Annotated in this window: 16 protein-coding genes and 1 riboswitch; of the genes, 6 read left to right on the top strand and 10 right to left on the bottom strand. The window is 64.5% G+C overall.

The features are described 5' to 3' along the window. Window positions 1–11: 11 nt before the first annotated feature. The 7 genes from AABB87_RS18145 to AABB87_RS18115 all read right to left on the bottom strand — a co-directional run bounded on the left by AABB87_RS18145 (window position 12) and on the right by AABB87_RS18115 (window position 7,302). Window positions 12–1,196 carry a class I SAM-dependent rRNA methyltransferase gene (locus AABB87_RS18145; RefSeq protein WP_341972674.1) on the bottom strand — a complete coding sequence of 395 codons (1,185 nt, stop codon included), beginning with the start codon at window positions 1,194–1,196 and terminating at the stop codon, window positions 12–14. Between the two features lie 69 nt (window positions 1,197–1,265). After that, on the bottom strand, window positions 1,266–2,831 hold the full coding sequence (locus tag AABB87_RS18140; RefSeq protein WP_341972673.1) for a hypothetical protein: 1,566 nt from the start codon (window positions 2,829–2,831) through the stop codon (window positions 1,266–1,268). A gap of 28 nt (window positions 2,832–2,859) precedes the next feature. Beyond that, on the bottom strand, window positions 2,860–3,792 hold the full coding sequence (locus AABB87_RS18135) for a tyrosine recombinase XerC (RefSeq protein ID WP_341972744.1): 933 nt from the start codon (window positions 3,790–3,792) through the stop codon (window positions 2,860–2,862). A 55-nt stretch (window positions 3,793–3,847) separates the two neighbouring features. Beyond that, complete coding sequence (locus AABB87_RS18130; protein ID WP_341972672.1) at window positions 3,848–4,588, bottom strand: DUF484 family protein; 741 nt, start codon at window positions 4,586–4,588, stop codon at window positions 3,848–3,850. Beyond that, on the bottom strand, window positions 4,585–5,445 hold the full coding sequence (dapF, locus tag AABB87_RS18125) for a diaminopimelate epimerase (RefSeq protein WP_341972671.1): 861 nt from the start codon (window positions 5,443–5,445) through the stop codon (window positions 4,585–4,587). The genes AABB87_RS18130 and dapF overlap by 4 nt, the downstream gene beginning before the upstream one ends. Window positions 5,446–5,507: 62 nt before the next feature. Further along, complete coding sequence (locus tag AABB87_RS18120) at window positions 5,508–6,389, bottom strand: lysophospholipid acyltransferase family protein (RefSeq protein WP_341972669.1); 882 nt, start codon at window positions 6,387–6,389, stop codon at window positions 5,508–5,510. A 4-nt stretch (window positions 6,390–6,393) separates the two neighbouring features. Then, on the bottom strand, window positions 6,394–7,302 hold the full coding sequence (locus AABB87_RS18115; RefSeq protein ID WP_341972668.1) for a lysophospholipid acyltransferase family protein: 909 nt from the start codon (window positions 7,300–7,302) through the stop codon (window positions 6,394–6,396). A gap of 193 nt (window positions 7,303–7,495) precedes the next feature. Between AABB87_RS18115 and metK the strand changes: the two genes are divergently transcribed. The 3 genes from metK to AABB87_RS18100 all read left to right on the top strand — a co-directional run bounded on the left by metK (window position 7,496) and on the right by AABB87_RS18100 (window position 11,128). Beyond that, complete coding sequence (gene metK, locus AABB87_RS18110) at window positions 7,496–8,680, top strand: methionine adenosyltransferase (protein ID WP_341972667.1); 1,185 nt, start codon at window positions 7,496–7,498, stop codon at window positions 8,678–8,680. 277 nt (window positions 8,681–8,957) lie between these two features. Next, on the top strand, window positions 8,958–10,025 hold the full coding sequence (locus AABB87_RS18105; protein ID WP_341972743.1) for a GGDEF domain-containing response regulator: 1,068 nt from the start codon (window positions 8,958–8,960) through the stop codon (window positions 10,023–10,025). Continuing rightward, the gene (locus AABB87_RS18100) at window positions 10,022–11,128 is read left to right on the top strand and encodes a DNA glycosylase AlkZ-like family protein (RefSeq protein WP_341972666.1); all 1,107 of its coding nucleotides are present in this window, start codon (window positions 10,022–10,024) and stop codon (window positions 11,126–11,128) included. The genes AABB87_RS18105 and AABB87_RS18100 overlap by 4 nt, the downstream gene beginning before the upstream one ends. Here AABB87_RS18100 and AABB87_RS18095 read toward each other — a convergent pair. From AABB87_RS18095 to AABB87_RS18085, 3 genes are all read right to left on the bottom strand, one after another. After that, complete coding sequence (locus AABB87_RS18095; protein WP_341972665.1) at window positions 11,102–11,482, bottom strand: response regulator; 381 nt, start codon at window positions 11,480–11,482, stop codon at window positions 11,102–11,104. The genes AABB87_RS18100 and AABB87_RS18095 overlap by 27 nt on opposite strands. A gap of 70 nt (window positions 11,483–11,552) precedes the next feature. Next, on the bottom strand, window positions 11,553–12,521 hold the full coding sequence (locus AABB87_RS18090; RefSeq protein ID WP_341972664.1) for a chemotaxis protein CheX: 969 nt from the start codon (window positions 12,519–12,521) through the stop codon (window positions 11,553–11,555). Between the two features lie 63 nt (window positions 12,522–12,584). Further along, window positions 12,585–13,385, bottom strand: coding sequence for an HAD-IIB family hydrolase (locus AABB87_RS18085; RefSeq protein ID WP_341972663.1), 801 nt, complete (start codon window positions 13,383–13,385; stop codon window positions 12,585–12,587). 72 nt (window positions 13,386–13,457) lie between these two features. Continuing rightward, a riboswitch (S-adenosyl-L-homocysteine riboswitch) is annotated at window positions 13,458–13,579 on the top strand. Between the two features lie 136 nt (window positions 13,580–13,715). Between AABB87_RS18085 and ahcY the strand changes: the two genes are divergently transcribed. The 3 genes from ahcY (at window position 13,716) to metF (ending at window position 16,963) form a co-directional block, all read left to right on the top strand. After that, window positions 13,716–15,149, top strand: coding sequence for an adenosylhomocysteinase (gene ahcY, locus AABB87_RS18080; RefSeq protein WP_341972662.1), 1,434 nt, complete (start codon window positions 13,716–13,718; stop codon window positions 15,147–15,149). A gap of 198 nt (window positions 15,150–15,347) precedes the next feature. Next, complete coding sequence (locus tag AABB87_RS18075; protein WP_341972661.1) at window positions 15,348–16,124, top strand: TlyA family RNA methyltransferase; 777 nt, start codon at window positions 15,348–15,350, stop codon at window positions 16,122–16,124. After that, a complete protein-coding gene (gene metF, locus AABB87_RS18070) occupies window positions 16,121–16,963 on the top strand; it encodes a methylenetetrahydrofolate reductase [NAD(P)H] (RefSeq protein ID WP_341972660.1) in 843 nt (280 codons plus the stop codon). Before AABB87_RS18075 ends, metF begins: the two co-directional genes overlap by 4 nt. Window positions 16,964–17,033 lie beyond the last annotated feature (70 nt).

Raw genomic sequence — 17,033 nt, 5'->3', positions numbered from 1 at the left:
CCAACTCAGGTTCAGGCGGCCTTCAGCACCAGCAAGCCCTTGAGGTACTCGCCCTCGGGGAAGTTGATGGTTTGCGGGTGATCGGGCGTAGCGCCAACGCGGTCGAGGATGTAGCCGTCAGCCTGCGCATCCAGGCCCGCGCCTGCAACGATCTTGTGGAACAGATCGGGACTGATGCCGCCCGAGCATGAGAAAGTAAACAGCAGGCCGCCCGGCGCCAGCAGGCGCAGACCCAGGCGGTTGATGTCTTTGTAGGCGCGCGCGGCGCGCTCGGCGTGCGCCACGGTGGGCGCGAACTTGGGCGGGTCGAGCACGATGGCGTCGAAGGTCCGCCCTTCCTTGAGGAAGTTGCGCAAGGTGGCGTTGACATCAGCATCCAGGCTGCGGTGGTGGCCGGGCTCAAAGCCGTTCAGGCGCACATGCGCATCGGCTCGCGCCAGGGCCGGCGCAGAGGAGTCCACGCTGATCACCTCGGTGGCACCGCCCGCCAAGGCCGCCACCGAGAAACCGCCGGTGTAGCTGAAGCAGTTCAGCACCGACTTGCAGCCGTACTGGCGCACGCTGTCGGCAAACTTCTTGCGGTTATCGCGCTGGTCGAGGTAGTAGCCGGTTTTGTGGCCCTCGGCCACATCCAGGCTCAGGCGCCACTGATGCTCTTGGATGATGATTTCGGTCTCGCCCTCGCCACGCAGCCAGCCGGTTTGCTGGGGCAGGCCTTCCAGTTCCCGCACCTGCGCGTCGGAGCGCTCGTACAAGCGGATCAAACCCGTCGCAGCCATCAAGGCGTCGATGATGACGGCCTTCCAGCGCTCCACCCCGGCGGACAGGAACTGCGCCACCAAGGTGTCGCCGTAGCGGTCCACGATCAAGCCCGGCAGGCCATCGGCCTCGCCGTGGATCAGGCGCACGGCGTCGGAGGCAATCGGCAAGCGGGTGCGCATGGCCAGGGCCTTGGCAATGCGTTGCTGGAAGAAGGCGGCGTCAATGCGCTGAGCCTCGTCAAAGCTCCAGGCCCGCACGCGGATATTGGACTTGGGGCTGAAAGCGCCCCAGCACAGGAACAGGCCTTCGGCCGACTCCACCCGCACCGTCTCGCCTGCATCGGCACCGCCGCGCGCGACCGAGCCTTCAAACACCCAGGGGTGGCGGCGCTGCAGTGAACGCTCTTTACCGGCGCGTATGACAACTTTTTTCATGGCAATACTTTCTAAGACTCGGCTTGAACGCCGTGGCGCTGCTCTTGAGCGTCAGCGCCTTTCAAATAATCAACGGGCCAGCGTGCCGTAGGCATAGCCCACCGAAACGCTGAACAAAGGTGAGGACTGCTCGGTATGCCGCAAGCTGCGCCATTGGCCCAGGCCGGCGCGCAGCCGCAGGCGCTCGCCTTCCCACTGCGCCCACAACTCGCCCTGCCCCACTGCGCCGCCGCCCACGGCCACACCGCCGCCGCCGGCCGCGCCCACCAGGGCTTCAGCGCCCAGGCGCCACGCACCCCAAGCCTCACTTTGCACGCCCAGCCCAAACAGGCCGATGGAATAGGCCCCAGCTCGGCCCACCGCCGCGCTGCCCGCCTGGGCAACGCCGTAGACATGGGGCGACAAGTCGCGGGTCAGAATCATGTTGTACTGGCTGATCGCCTCGCGCGTGCCGTCTTTGAACAGCACATCGGGCAAGTGCACGACGCTGGCAAAGATCTGGCTGGTGCGCACCACGCCTTGATCCACATCGCCGCGGCCCCAGGCGGGGGAACTCGAGGGTGTAATGTCCAGCGGCATGCCCAGGCCTAAGCGCACAAAGCTGCCCGAGAAATGCCCCGTCAGCGCCTGCGTCCACCCCGCCTCCAGGCGCAGGCTCGGCCCCCAGGGCGTGACCCAACGCAGGCTGGGGCCGGCGCGCAAGAGCCAGCCGTTGCCGGTGTCCACATTGCCGCCGCCGCCCAAGCCCAGACCCAGCTGCCCACCCAGGCGCAGCTTGGGCGAGCCGATGGCCCAGTCCTGGCCGGCATTGGCAAGAATTTCCATATAGCCGTCGGCGCCACCCTGGGCCGCGCCGGCCGCTTCCACACCCCACCAGCTGCCGTCGGCAATGTATTGGCGCAGGTCGGCACCGGCCTTGCCCATGCGCCCGGTGCTGGGTACGCCGCTGCGGTTTTGGGTTCGACTGCTTGGTTTATCCACGCCACCGTAAAGCATCACCTCATCAAAGCCCAAGCCGGTGCGCGCGCCGGCGCGGCCGCGGCGGCCCGAATCGCTGGGCAAGAAGCTGGCGAAGTTATTGGCCTTGCCCAGCACCACGGTGTAGCTGGTATCGCTGACCGTGCCGCTGGGGAAGCGGATCATCGCCACGCCCACGCCCGCGTACCAGTCGCCCATCTCGGTACGAATGGACAGCTCCGGGCGCAGCATCAGGCCGCCGCCAAAGCGCAGCTTTTCCGAACTCAGGCCACCACCGGCGCCGACATAAAGGCCGGCCGCGAAATGGGTGCTGCTGCCGATATTCCAGCGCCGCTGAGCCGTCAGGCCGAGGGTAAAGATGCCGCCGTAATTGCCCTTGGCCGTACCGTAGGCGCTGGGGCCAAAGCCCCAGCTATCGTCCACCGCCATCAAGTAGCTGCCGCCCAGCATGGCGGTCTTGCCGCCATCGGGCAGAGAGATCGGTGTCCAGTTCATCTCCACGGCGGCGGGGCGGCTCGCGCCCAGGCGGGCCGGCGTGCTGTCGGCCGGCTTGGCTGCGCTGCTGCCGGGCTCGATGGCATCGGGTGCCACTGGCCCTTTGGCGGCCCAGGCGCACGTCGGCACCAGCAGGGCCAGGCTCAAAGCGCTCAACTTCATGACTACTCGAACAGGCATATCAACTCGTCTACTTTTTTTTGCTCGTCAACTTCGCGCGGGGATGCGCGGCGTCGTAAATCTTGGCCAGGTGCTGGTAGTCCAGCTGGGTATAGACCTGGGTGGTGGTGATGTTGGCGTGGCCCAGCAATTCCTGCACCGCGCGCAAATCACCACTGGACTGCAGCAGATGCGAAGCAAATGAATGCCGCAGCATATGCGGATGCACATGGCTGGGGCTGCCCGCCGCCAGCGCGCGCGCCTTCAGCCGTGCGCGAATCTGCGATGCACCTAAGCGCCCGCCGCGTGCCCCCACCAGCAAGGCGGGCTCATCCGGCCGGGCCGATTGTCCACGCAGCGCCAGCCAGGCCTGCAGAGCCTGCAAGGCCGCTCGCCCCACCGGCACGCTGCGGCGCTTGCTGCCCTTGCCCAGCACATGCACTTCGCCCGCTTGCACATCCACCCAGCCGCGCGCCGTACCACTGGCAGCCACGTCCAGCCCCTCCAGCTCGGACACACGCAGGCCGCAGCCGTAAAGCAACTCAACAATGCAGCGGTCCAGCGCCTCGCCCGCAGGCTCCGCGTCGGGATCGGCATGCTCGGCCAACTGCACCGCGTCATCCACCGCCAGCGCCTTGGGCAAAGGCTTGGCAGCCTTGGGCGCACGCAGACCGTCGAAGGGGTTGAGATCCACCAAACGCAAGCCACCGAGGTAGCGGTACAAGCCCCGCCACACCGACAGTTGCAAAGCCATGCTGCGCGGCCCCAGGTCTTGCTCGCCATGCATGCGCATCAGCAAGCCCCGCGCCTGATTGGGCCGCAAACGCAGCAAATCCAGGCCCTTGCCCTCCAGACTGAAGGCATGCAGCCGACGCAGGGCCTGCGTGTAAATCACCAAGCTGCGCGGTGCCAGGCCACGCTCAACCCGGGCGTGGCGCAGATAGTCCTGCAATAAGGCGGGCAGCGCCTCAAGCTCAGGGCCAAGCTCGGCGACATGCTCAGACTTGGCCGAGTCGGCCTCAGTCCGGGCGGCCACTCTCGGGCGCCAGCAAGCGGGCCAGCGCCGCGCTGGCAATCTCGCCCACGCGTTGCAGGAACTCGGTGCCCATTTCGGCGGTGTAGCGGGTCGGGTCGGGCGAGCCCAGCACCAGCAGGCCAAAGCTCTTGCCCGGCTTGGCGGCGTCGCCACTCTCGGCCAGCGTCAAAGGGATCAGCGCCAGCGAGGTGACCGTACCCGCAGCTTGGCCGGCCTCATCGGCCTGCTGCAACCAGCGCGCCGCTTCGAAGCCGGAATTGACGCCGCAGTAAGGCTGCGACAGGCTGTTGGCAAAGCTCTTCACATCGCTGCTGACGGGCTGGGCATAGCTGGCATCGGCATACGCAGCATCCACGCCCCACAAGCGCAGGCCGGCTTGCGGAATCATGAACTGGTGGCGCAACTCCTGCACCAGCACCTCGGGCAGGCTGGCCGCATCGGCCGTCAACATCAGGCCACGGGTCCAGCGGTGCAGGCGATCGGACAAGGCCAGGTTCTCTTGGCCGTTGCGGATCATCTCGATGATCTTCTGCTCCAGGCCCTTGATCTTGTCGCGCAGCATTTCGGCTTGGCGCTCTTGAAGCGAAACCGTGCGCTGGCCCAGCGGGTGGCTCAGTTGCACGGTGGCCAGCAGTTCAGCATGACGCTGAAAAAAGCTCGGGGTGGCGAGCAGGAAATCGGCGATGTCCTGTTCGGTAATGGCTGGCGTGGTGTTGCTGTTCACAGCGAAATCTCTCCTTCAAACACGGTTTGCGCCGGCCCGGTCATGCGCACCGGCGCGTGCAGGCCGGCGCTCTGGCCGGCCCATTCAATTCTCAAATCTCCGCCGCGCGCATGCACTTCCACGGCCTCGTCCAGCAGGCCTAAGCGGATGCCTGCCACCACCGCCGCGCAAGCGCCGGTGCCACAAGCCAGGGTCTCACCGGCATCGCGCTCGAACACCCGCAGCTTCACCTCGCTGCGCGAGATGATTTGCATAAAGCCCGCATTGACCTTGCGTGCAAAGCGCGGGTGCGCCTCCACCAGCGGGCCACGCGTCAGCACCGGGGCGCTTTCAACATCGTCCACCAACTGCACCGCATGCGGGTTGCCCATCGACAGCACGGCCACTTCGCAATCGGCCTCAGTCAAGGGCCACAGCGCGAAGCCATTGCGCTCGTGCGGGCTCAGGCCTTGCGCGTCAAAAGGCACACGGCTCAAATCGAACACCGGTGCGCCCATGTCCACGGTGACGCGGCCATCTTCGCGCAGCTGCAACTCAAGCACGGCATTGACGGTCTCGACCCGCACGGTCGTTTTGTCGGTCAGGCCCTTGTCCACCACATAGCGCACAAAGCAGCGCGAGCCATTGCCGCAATGCTCCACCTCGGCGCCGGAGCTGCCGTTGAAGATGCGGTAGCGGAAATCCACGCCGGGGTTGCTGCTGCGCTCGATCACCAGGATCTGATCGCAACCCACGCCAAAGCGGCGGTCGCCCAGCACGCGGATTTGCGCGGCGCTGAGTTGCAGGGGTTCGCGGGTGGCGTCAATGACCACGAAGTCATTGCCGGCGCCCTGCATTTTGGTGAATGAAAGCTTCATTGGCAGATTATGGCCTTGGGTGTCTGGCGCTCCTGGCGCGGCAAAACTCGGCGATGCGGCACTCAATACACCGAGGGCTCGCCCTGCGGCCGCGTCTTGAAGCGCCTGTGCACCCACAGATACTGAGCCGGGTTGCGGCGGATGCGCGCTTCCAGCCAGGCGTTCATGGTGTGGGCATCGGCCAGCGGGTCCTCGCTGGGGTAGCCGGCAGGCGGCTCACAGGCCTCAACTTCATAGCCTTGGCCGCCCGGCAACATGGTCACCACCAGCGGCTGCACCGGCATCTTCATGCTGCGCGCCACCTTGGACGGCGCCAGCAAGGTGCAGGCCGAGACGCCAAAGAAAGGCACGAAGGCAGAGTCTTTGATGCCGAAGTCTTGGTCCGGCGCATTCAAAAAGGAATAGCCCTGCTTGATCAAACGCATCACCGGGCGAAAGCCTTCGCTGCGGTCAACAAACGCGGTTTTGCCGAAGCGCTGGCGGCCGATCAACAGGTATTTGTCGAACACCGGATTGCTCTGGCTTTGGTAGATGTCCACGCCCGGCGCTTTTTGATTCAGCATGATGGCCGGGCCCACCCACTCCAGGCCCACGAAGTGCGGCAGGTACCACATCACCGAGCCGCGCTCGGACAAGGTGATGTCGCCCTTCACATGCAAGATGCGGCGCAGGCGAGCAGGCGAGGCAAACCAGATCAGGCCGCGCTCCAGCAGGCTGCGCCCCATCCAGCCGAAGTGCTCACGCGCCAGGCGCTCGCGCTCGGCGGCGTCTTTTTCCGGGAAGCAGAGTTCCAGATTGCGCAGCGCGATGCGCCGCCGCCGCCCCGCCAGCGCCCACAGCAAAGCCCCCAAGCCACGGCCAAAGGCAGCCAGGATTCCCAAAGGCAAAAAGTGCAAGAGCCACAGCAGGCCGATCAGCAGATAGGCACCCAATTTCGACAACATGCGCTTAGCTTTCCTTGTTCTTATTTGAGGCTGCGGCGGGTGCGGCGGCTGCCACTGGCGCCGCAGCGATATCGAGTTCGCGCGGCTGTTTGTAGCGGTGATAGCCCCACAAGTACTGCGCGGGCGCCAGGCGAATCAATTCTTCCATGGCTTGGTTGATCGCCGTCGCGGCAGCCTCCGGAGAGGCCTCCGCCGCAATCACCGGGCCGGGCCGCACATGCACCACAAAGCCGCGGCCCTTGGGCAGGCGCTCGCCCCACATCAGCAAAGCGGCCGCGCCGGTTTGCTGCAGCAGCTTGCCGGCCATGGTCATGGTGTAAGCCGGCTCGCCGAAGAAGGGCGCCCAGACGCCGAGGCCCTGAGGCGGCACCTGGTCGGGCAGCAGGCCGATGGTGTGGCCTTGGCGCAGGGCACGCAGCATCTGCCGCACCCCGGCCAGATTGGCAGGCGCCGTATTCAAGCAGGGCCGCTCACGCGAGGCATCCACCACCTCGCGCAGCCAGGCCTGGCGGGCCGGGCGAAACAGCACAGTCAGGGGCGCCACGGCGCCAAAGCGCTCGGCCACCGCCTGCGCGCAGATTTCAAAGCAGCCCAGATGGGGCGTGAGCAGCATCAGCCCCTTGCCCTGAGCCATGGCAGCCTCGACCAGCTCCGCGCCCTGCCACTGCACCGCATCGCCCAGGGGTTGACCCGGTGGGCGCATCCACAGCCAGGGGGTCTCCACAATCATGCGCCCGGCATGGGCGATGCCGCCGCGCGCCGCCGCCCAGCTCAGGCCGGCCACGCGCACATTGGCCTGGAAGCGGCGCCGGTAAGTGGGTGAAGCCCAATAGGTCAGCCAGCCGGCAATCGCACCGACGGCATGCAACCAACGCAGGGGTAATTTGGACAGTAGACGAAACAGCTGCAACATATTTCTATAATTGTCCCATCGCCGAGTTATTGGACTACTTGCGGGGCGATGCGGTTGTTTTTTCCTGGGCTTATTCCAAGATCAGATTTCCGCCGGGCAGCGATGCTGCTCAACAAATGCTGCTAAAGCGTTCGCCGCGTCTCCCGACAGCACGGCAACGCCGATGAACTGTTGAAATATTAGGAGTGTAAAAGTGGCGAACAACGATTTTCTTTTTACGTCTGAATCGGTTTCCGAAGGTCACCCCGACAAAGTCGCGGATCAGATCTCCGACGCGATTCTCGACGCAATCTTCACCCAAGACCCGCTTTCCCGCGTCGCGGCTGAAACCCTGTGCAACACCGGCCTGGTGGTGCTGGCGGGTGAAATCACCACCAACGCCCATGTGGACTACATCCAGGTGGCGCGCGACACCATCAAGCGCATCGGTTACGACAACACCGAGTACGGCATCGACTACAAGGGCTGCGCCGTGCTGGTGGCCTATGACAAGCAGAGCAATGACATCGCCCAAGGCGTTGACCATGCCTCCGACGACCACCTCAACACCGGCGCCGGCGACCAAGGCCTGATGTTCGGCTACGCCTGCGATGAAACGCCCGAGCTGATGCCCGCGCCGATCTACTACGCCCACCGTCTGGTGGAGCGCCAGGCCCAGCTGCGCAAGGACGGCCGCCTGCCCTTCCTGCGCCCCGACGCCAAGAGCCAGGTCACGCTGCGCTACGTCAACGGCAAGCCGCACAGCATCGACACGGTGGTCTTGTCCACCCAGCATGCACCCGAGATGAGCCTGGGCGACAAGATGACGCCCGAGTTCTACGAGGCCATCCGCGAAGAGATCATCAAACCGGTGCTGCCCAAGGAATGGCTGACCGAGGACACCAAATACCTGATCAACCCCACCGGCCGCTTCGTCATCGGCGGCCCGCAGGGTGATTGCGGCCTGACCGGCCGCAAGATCATCGTCGACACCTACGGCGGCGCCTGCCCGCACGGCGGCGGCGCCTTCAGCGGCAAGGACCCAACAAAGGTGGACCGCTCGGCCGCATACGCCGCCCGCTATGTGGCCAAGAACATCGTCGCCGCCGGCCTGGCGCGCCAGTGCCAGATCCAGGTGGCCTACGCCATCGGCGTGGCCCGCCCGATGAATGTGACCGTCTACACCGAAGGCACCGGCGTCATCAGCGACGACAAGATCGCCGCCCTGGTGAACGAGCATTTCGACCTGCGCCCCAAGGGCATCATCCAGATGCTGGACCTGCTGCGCCCGATCTACAGCAAGACAGCGGCCTACGGCCACTTCGGCCGCGAAGAACCTGAGTTCACTTGGGAAAAGACTGACAAGGCTGCGGCGCTGCGCGCAGCCGCTGGCCTGTAAGGCCACCGCGAAGCGGCTTGAACGTTCGCGGGCGCCGCTCATATCCGCGTAGCGGATGTGAGCGGAGACCAAAAGACTGACATAGCGCGGTGTCACCCATAAAGCCAACAAGGCGACCCTCCAAAGGGTCGCCTTTTTTCATGGCCGAACGGCAAACACCACCCCGCCACACATCCAGGGTCACTACGTAGATCCAGCCGCGCCACGCGGCACATAATCGTCAAGCACCCTCCCCGTGCGCCAATACCAACGCCCGCCCGCTTACCGCCGGATCGTCATGCAGCTGCCCTTGATGCCCACCGCCCTGCCGCCGCTGAAGATCTTGGTCGTCGATGACCAAGCGACCACGCGCTTCGTGCTGAGCCAGCAGCTGCAAGAAGTGGGTCACATCGTCGTACAGGCAGACTCCGCGGAAACCGCCCTGGCTCGATTCCAACAACACCAGCCCGACCTGGTGCTGCTGGATGTGGAAATGCCCGGCCACGACGGCTATTGGGTCGCCAGCCAGATGCGCGCGGCCGAAGCTGGCGGCTGGACGCCGATCATCTTTTTGTCCTCGGTGACGCAAGACCACAGCATTTGGCAGGCGATTGAGTCGGGCGGCGACGACTATCTCGTCAAGCCCGTCTCCAGCACCGTGCTGCAGGCCAAGTTGAGAGCCATGCAGCGACTGCGGCGCATGCAGGGCCGCTTGATCGAACTCTCCGAAGAATTGCGCATTGCCAATGAGCAACTGACCCGCATCAGCGTGGAAGACGCCCTCACCGGCCTACCCAACCGGCGCGGCTTTGACAGCCGCTTGCAGCACGAGATCGTTGCCGCCCAGCGCGAGCAGCAGCCTCTGACCCTGGTGTTGTGCGATATCGACTTCTTCAAGGGCTATAACGACAGCCTGGGGCATGTCGAGGGCGATGCCTGCCTGCAGCGGGCCGGCGCCTTGCTGCAAGGCATGTGCCGGCGGCCACGCGACTACCCGGCGCGCTACGGCGGCGAAGAATTTGCCCTGATCCTGCCCTGCACGCCGCGCTCCGGCGCCATGACGTTTGCGCGCGCGCTGATGCGCACGCTGGAAGTGACCGCCCTGCCGCACCCGCGCTCCGCTGTCGCCTCCCACCTGACCATGTCGGGCGGCATCACCACCTGCATCCCCGACGCCAGCACCTCGGTCGAAGGCCTGGTGCGGCGCGCTGACGAGGCCTTGTATGCCGCCAAATCACGCGGGCGCAACTGTTTTTTCAGCTTCGAAATGCAGATGGACACGCGCGAACAGCGCTCTGCCGGCCGCACCGCGCCTGGCTCCGCAGCGGAATCGGGCCCACAACCGCCCACACCCCGCGATCAATGAGCCCCAAGCCAACCGGCCCCAGCCTAGAAGATTTGCGCCGCTACGCCATCGCGCGCAGCTTGTTCAAACCCACCACCTTGCCCGCCGCAATCAAGCGCCTGGGCTTTGTGCAGGCCGATCCGATCCGCGCCCCGGCGCGTGCGCAAGACCTGACCCTGAGGCTGCGCGTCAAGGACTACCGCGCCGGCGAACTGGAACAGCGCTACGCCCGCTTGGGCGTGGAGGAAGACTGCTTCGTCAACTATGGCTTTGTGCCACACGAGCATCTGGCCCTGCTGCATCCCCGTGTGGCGCGGCGCAGCTGGGATGCCAAGACCCAGGCGCAGGCGCAAGCGGTGCAGGCCTTTGTGCGCGGCCGGGGCGCCACCCACCCGCGGGAGGTGCAAGCCCAGTTCCAACTCGGCCAGACCCGCAATGCCTGGGGCGGCAGCAGCAATGCCATCACCCATTTGCTGGACGCCATGCATTACCGCGGCCTGCTGCGCGTCAAGCGGCGCGAGCAAGGCCAACGCATTTACGAGGCAGTGCAACACGCGCCCGACGAGACCAGCAGCCCGCAGCAAAAGGCCGAAGCCCTGGTGCGGCTGGTGCTACAAAAATACGCCCCACTGCCGGCACGCAGCCTGGGTCAGCTGTGCAGCATGAGCCGCTACGGCGCACCGCAGCTGCAAGCCGAAGTCAAGCGCGTACAAGCCCAGGCCAAGCACCTCTTCGCCCACACGCAGGCGGCGGGCCACACCTGGTTCTGGCCGGACGATGAAGACCCGTGCAGCCGGCGTTGGCGGCTGGATGAAGAGCTGCGCCTGCTGGCGCCCTTCGACCCCATCGTCTGGGATCGCCTGCGCTTCGAGTTGTTCTGGGGCTGGGCCTATCGCTTCGAGGCCTACACGCCCGCGCCCAAACGCAAGCTGGGCTATTACGCCCTGCCCATGCTGTGGCGCGGCGAGGTGCTGGGCTGGGCCAATGCCAGCGTGGTGGCGGGTGAATTACAGCTGCAATGCGGCTACCTGAGCGGCAGTGCACCGAGCGATCCGGCCTTTGAGGCCGCTTTGCAAAGCGAGATCGAGCGCCTGCGCTTATTTCTCGGCGTGGACCTCGCATAGCTTGCGGAAGGGCCCCAGCACGGCATCGCCGCGGAAAGGCTTGACGATCCAGCCGGTCACGCCAATGGCCTTGCCGCGCGCGCGCATGGCGGGGTTGTCTTCGGTGGTCAGCATGACGATGTGAACCACCCGGCCGGTGACGTCCTGACGGATCTTTTCTGCCATCGCCAGGCCATCCATATTGGGCATATTGACGTCGCTGATCACCAGCCGGATGGCGGGGTCGCTCTGCAGTTTGAAAAGCCCGTCGCGGCCATCGGTGGCCACGGCCACTTCAAAGCCGTTCTTGCTCAGAAAGCTGGCAACGATTTCCCGCATCGTGCTGGAGTCGTCAACCACAAGAACATTTGCCATTTCAAAAACTCCTCGCGTCACCACCACTGCGGTGACCTCATTGCTTAGATCGTAATCACGTTCTTGCTGCTCAAAACAATTCCAGCTCGCCGGTGGGCCCAACTTCTGGCGGATTGCTGTCAAATTCGGCGAATTCGTCGGGTGACCAGTGCAGATTGAAGATGAAGCGCTGCACGATCATCAAGGGCGGCAAGCCCGGTCGCGCCGGGTCCGAAAGCTGGTAGCGGATGCACAGCTGCGGGTCTTGCGAGCCAAACGAGATGTATTTGTGCTCATGGTTGATGACGATGGGCACCTGGGTCTGCTGATTGGTGAAGGCCTTGGGCGGGATGTAGCGATTCTTGAACGCGCCCCAGATCAGATTGGTGGTCTCGCCCAGCATATTGTTGAGCTCGCGGAAGTTCAGGTCACCGCCAATGCCTTCGTAGCTGAAGCCCTGGATCAGCCCTTGCCGTAAGGCGCGCTCCTCCGTCTGCAGCATCATGTAGCCGCGGCACCAGGTGCTTTCAATCGCAATCAAGGTGGACACCTCGCCGTGAATGATGCGGTCGTGCACCACATAGGGCGACTCGGCCTCCACGCGGGCAAAGGGGAACATCGCCCCCAGCGCCTGGCTGGTCAGATTGACCACGCCCTGCACCAGCCGCGTGGGGTAGCGCAGGCTGAAGATATTGTGCTCAACAGCGGCTTGCAGCTGCGCCAGGTCGCCGGTGGCCCAGCTGTGGCGGATGCGGTTTTGCTCCTCGGGCGTCAAGGGGCGGTCGCTGCAGCGGCGCAGAAAAATCGGCAGCTCGGGTCGCAGCTTGTGAATGGCGCGGGCCAGTTGCATGGCGTCGCTGCCCTCTTCACAAGGCAGGTCTTCGGCCAGCAGCACGCCGCCCAAGTCTTTGTGTTGCGCCAGCGTTGCCAGGGCATCCACGGCCGAGCGGGGCAAGGCCAGCAGGCCCACCGACAGGCAGAAGTCGCTCAAGGCTTGGTACTGGGCCGAGTCATGCTCCAGCAACAAGACCTTGGCCTCAAGTTGGGTGGTTTCAGTCATGCGCCACATCCCCCGGGCCCGACGGAGCCTCGTACACGTGCCAGAGCTATCGGCAGCCGCGCCTCAATCTGTAGGGCAATTCTGCTTTGCGCTCAAAACAGCCCTGGCCAGTTCGGCAAAGCCATCACCACGCTCGGCTTCGGTGACAAAACCCGGCAGGCTTTGCAGTTGTGGCACAAAGCGGGCGATATTGGCCACGCCCACGCTGTGGGGCATATGGGCAAACATGATCTGGTCGTTGCTGGAATCACCCACATACAACCAGTCCTCGGCCACAAAAGGCTTGCCCGTCAGTTCAGGCACGGCCCACTGGGCAGCGGTCCACTTGTTGTGCGCGCCGATCCAGCCGTTGATGTGGATGGAGCTGACCGTGGCCTGCAAGCCATGCTCACGCATCACTGCGCAGACGGCCTCAATCTGCGCCGGCGCCAAATGCGCATGCTCGCTGTGGTCGACTGCAATATCAGTCAGGCGGCCGGCGCTGTCGCTGGCCAACTGACAGCCCGGCACACGCAACAGCAAGTCGGCAGCGCAACGCTGCAGGCGCTCAAAATTTTCAGCCCGCGTCGCAGCGTCCTGGGTGAAGTCACGCTGCAAACCGCCATCTGCCCTGCGCCTGAGCATCACCGCGCCGTTTTCAGCCACGATGGCTTTCACCGGCCAAGCCAGCGCGAAGGGCTCGCTCCAGCCCGACGGGCGACCGGTGATGGCAATGACCGGTACGCCCGCAGCGTGCAGATCAAACAAGGCCTGCAGGGCCGCGGGGGCGATGGCGCCATCGGCCGTCAAGGTGTCGTCGATATCGGTGAGCAGACCCACAAGCGGGCGCAAACGGGCGGGAGGGCAAGAAGAAAGTGCGTGCATGATGGGTCGAGATTGTCTTCATTTCGGGCACTGTTCCTGCGACCGACCGCGGCAATGCGACTAGAATCACCGCATTCCGAGGAGCGTTGCAACCGCATGCCTAACATGCGGCCAGGCTCGGGATCGAATCTTGCACCGCCGTTTCCACCCGAAACAGCACTTGTGCCGATTCATTGCAACCGCGCTCACCCGCTGCTGTTTTTTTGTGGGTGATCGTGCGTCCAAGGCGGAGTTGCTTGTGCAAATTGACGAGCAAGCCAAATGCCAGCGGCTCACACCTCCCCTGCATCAAGCGACAGCGGCTTCAACCCCTGAAGGAGCTCGCTCGCCATGACTGCCACCAACACCACCCTGTCCCCCGACCAATACCTCATTGCCGACCTCTCGCTTGCCGCCTGGGGCCGCAAGGAACTCAATATCGCCGAGTGCGAAATGCCCGCGCTGATGGCCATCCGCAAGGAATACGCCGCCAGCCAGCCGCTCAAGGGCGCACGCATTGCCGGTTCGCTGCACATGACCATTCAGACCGGCGTGCTGGTCGAAACCCTGCAAGCCCTGGGCGCCGAAGTGCGCTGGGCTTCGTGCAATATCTACTCCACCCAAGACCAGGCCGCTGCCGCCCTGGTGGCCGCAGGCACGCCAGTGTTTGCCTACAAGGGTGAAACGCTGGAAGACTACTGGGATTACACCCACCGCATCTTCGACTTCGGCGCCGCCGGCACCCCCGGTGAAGGCCCGAACATGATTCTGGATGACGGCGGCGATGCCACCTTGCTGATGCATCTGGGCCAGAAGGCCGAGAAGGATCTGTCGGTGCTGGCCAACCCCGGCAGCGAAGAAGAGCGCGTGCTGTTCGCGGCCATCAAGGCCAAGGTCGCCGTTGACCCGACCTGGTACACCCGCAAGAGCCGCGAAATCATCGGCGTCACCGAAGAAACGACGACCGGCGTGCATCGCCTCAAGGAAATGTCGGCCAAGGGCAGCCTGCTGTTCCGCGCCATCAACGTCAATGACTCGGTCACCAAGAGCAAGTTCGACAACCTCTACGGCTGCCGCGAGTCCCTGGTGGACGGCATCAAGCGCGCCACCGACGTGATGATCGCCGGCAAGATCGCCGTCATCGCCGGCTACGGCGATGTGGGCAAGGGTTCCGCCCAAGCCATGCGCGCCCTGTCGGCACAAGTGTGGGTCACCGAAATCGACCCCATCTGCGCCCTGCAAGCCGCGATGGAAGGCTACCGCGTTGTCACGATGGAATACGCCGCCGACAAGGCCGACATCTTCGTCACCACCACCGGCAACAAGGGCGTGATCCGCCACGAGCACATGGCCGTGATGAAGCACAACGCCATCGTCTGCAATATCGGCCACTTCGACAACGAGATCGACATCGCCTCGATCGAGAAGTACGAGTGGGAAGAGATCAAGCCGCAAGTCGACCATGTGATCTTCCCGGACGGCAAGCGCATCATCCTGCTGGCCAAGGGCCGCCTGGTGAACCTGGGCTGCGGCACCGGCCACCCCAGCTATGTGATGAGCTCCTCGTTTGCGAACCAGACCATCGCCCAGATCGAGCTGTTCGCCCACAAGGACGCTTACGACATCGGCAAGGTCTATGTGCTGCCCAAGCACCTGGACGAGAAGGTGGCACGCCTGCAGCTGACCACGCTGAATGCGCAGTTGTCGGAGCTGACCGAAGAGCAAGCGGCTTATATCGGTGTGCCCAAGCAAGGCCCCTACAAGCCCGACGCCTACCGCTACTGATCGTCACGGGCTACTGCGCGCCTGCCATGCGGCGTTGTGGGTCCCTCCGCAGATCCTCACGTAGCGCTGCTACGTTCCGGTCTGCGGATCCCCCCACGCCTTGCCTGACAGGCGCTCGCGACGCCCGGGTCCGATGATCTCGATCAACCGGCCAAAGCGCAGCTGCGCTGCGCCCTTTCCCATCGTCTCCAAAGTTCCATGCGCGCTGATCAACTCCTGGTCTCACAAGGCCTCTGCACCACCCGCTCAATCGCCCAAAGGCTGATTGCGGCGGGCTCGGTGGAGTGGCACTCAGCCAAAGGCTGGGCGCCGGTGGCCAAAGCGGGCTTGGACTTGCTCGAAGGCGTTGAGCTGCGCATCAATGACGATGCCGAGTTGCGTTATGTCTCGCGCGGCGGGCTCAAGCTCGAAGGTGCGCTCAAGCACAGCGGGCTGTCGGTCAGCGGCCTGACGGTGTTGGACATGGGCCAAAGCACCGGCGGCTTTTCGGACTGCTTGCTCAAGAGCGGCGCAGCCCGAGTGGTCGGCGTGGACGTGGGCCATGGCCAGCTGCATGAGCAACTGAAGAACGAGCCCCGCATCGTCGCCCTGGAAGGCCTGCATGTGCGCGAGCTGGCGGCATCCGCTCTGAACGAACACAAGCCGGCGGCGGGTTTCGATCTCATCGTCGGCGACCTCAGCTTTATCTCCATGCTAGGCGCGCTGCCCGAGCTGCTGCCCTGGCTCAGGCCTGAGGGTCAGGTCTTGCTGCTGATCAAGCCGCAGTTCGAACTCGGCCCCAAAGCCGTTTCGCGCGGCGGCCTGGTCAAGGATGCGGCGCAATACCCCTTGCTGGAGACGCGCAGCCGCGAGGTTTGCGCCAGTCTGGGGCTGAGGGTCAAAGACTATTTCGACAGCGCCATCACCGGCGGTGACGGCAATAAAGAATTTTTCCTCTGGGCGCAGCGCTCGCCCGAGGGCAAGGAACAAGCATGAGCACGCCCAACAAGACCCCTGTCAGCTTCGAGTTCTTCCCGCCCAACACCCCGGTGGGCACCGAGAAGCTCAAGACCGTGGTGAAGGACCTCAGCGTTCTGAACCCGCACTACTTCAGCGTTACCTACGGCGCCGGCGGCTCCACCCGCGAGAAGACCCTGGCCACGGTGATGGACATTGCCGCCAGCGGCTATGAAGCCGCGCCGCATCTGAGCTGCGTGGGTTCCACCCGGGAAAACATCGCCGAAATTCTGGCCACCTACCGGGCGCAAAACATCCGCCGCGTCGTCGCCCTGCGCGGCGACCTGCCCAGCGGCACGGCCACTGCGGGAGAGTTCCGCTACGCCGCCGAGCTGGTGCGCTTCATCCGCGAAACGCAAGGGCCAGACTGGCAAATCGAAGTCGCCGCCTACCCCGAATACCACCCGCAGCAGCGCTATGCGGCGAAGGACTTGCAGCACTTCGCCGACAAAATGAAGGCCGGTGCTAACGCCGCCATCACCCAGTTCTTCTTCAACCCCGACGCCTACTTCAACTTCGTGGATGAAGCCCGCAAGCTGGGCGTTGACGCCCCTATCGTGCCGGGCATCATGCCCTTCCACAACTACGCCCGCATCGCCCAATTCGCAGCGCGTGACGGCATCGAAATCCCGCGCTGGATCGCGCTGAAGATGGAAGGCTTCATGGACGACGCCGCCTCCATCCGCGCCTTCGGCCTGGACGTGATGAGCCGCGTGTGCGAGCGCCTGATCGAAGGCGGCGCGCCCGGCATCCACTTCTACACTCTGAACCAATCCGGCCTGACGCTGGAGTTGTGCAAGCGGCTGAATTTGGGATGAGTTGAGTTGAGCCCTGCCTAGCCGGTGCTGTATGAACCGGCGGCAGTGGTGCTCGGCCCCTCCATCACTC

This window comes from Roseateles sp. PN1 (assembly GCF_038419725.1).
Lineage (GTDB): Bacteria > Pseudomonadota > Gammaproteobacteria > Burkholderiales > Burkholderiaceae_C > Paucibacter_A.
Note: the sequence above shows the minus strand (reverse complement) of the source record. Positions and strands in the feature narration are given on the sequence as shown.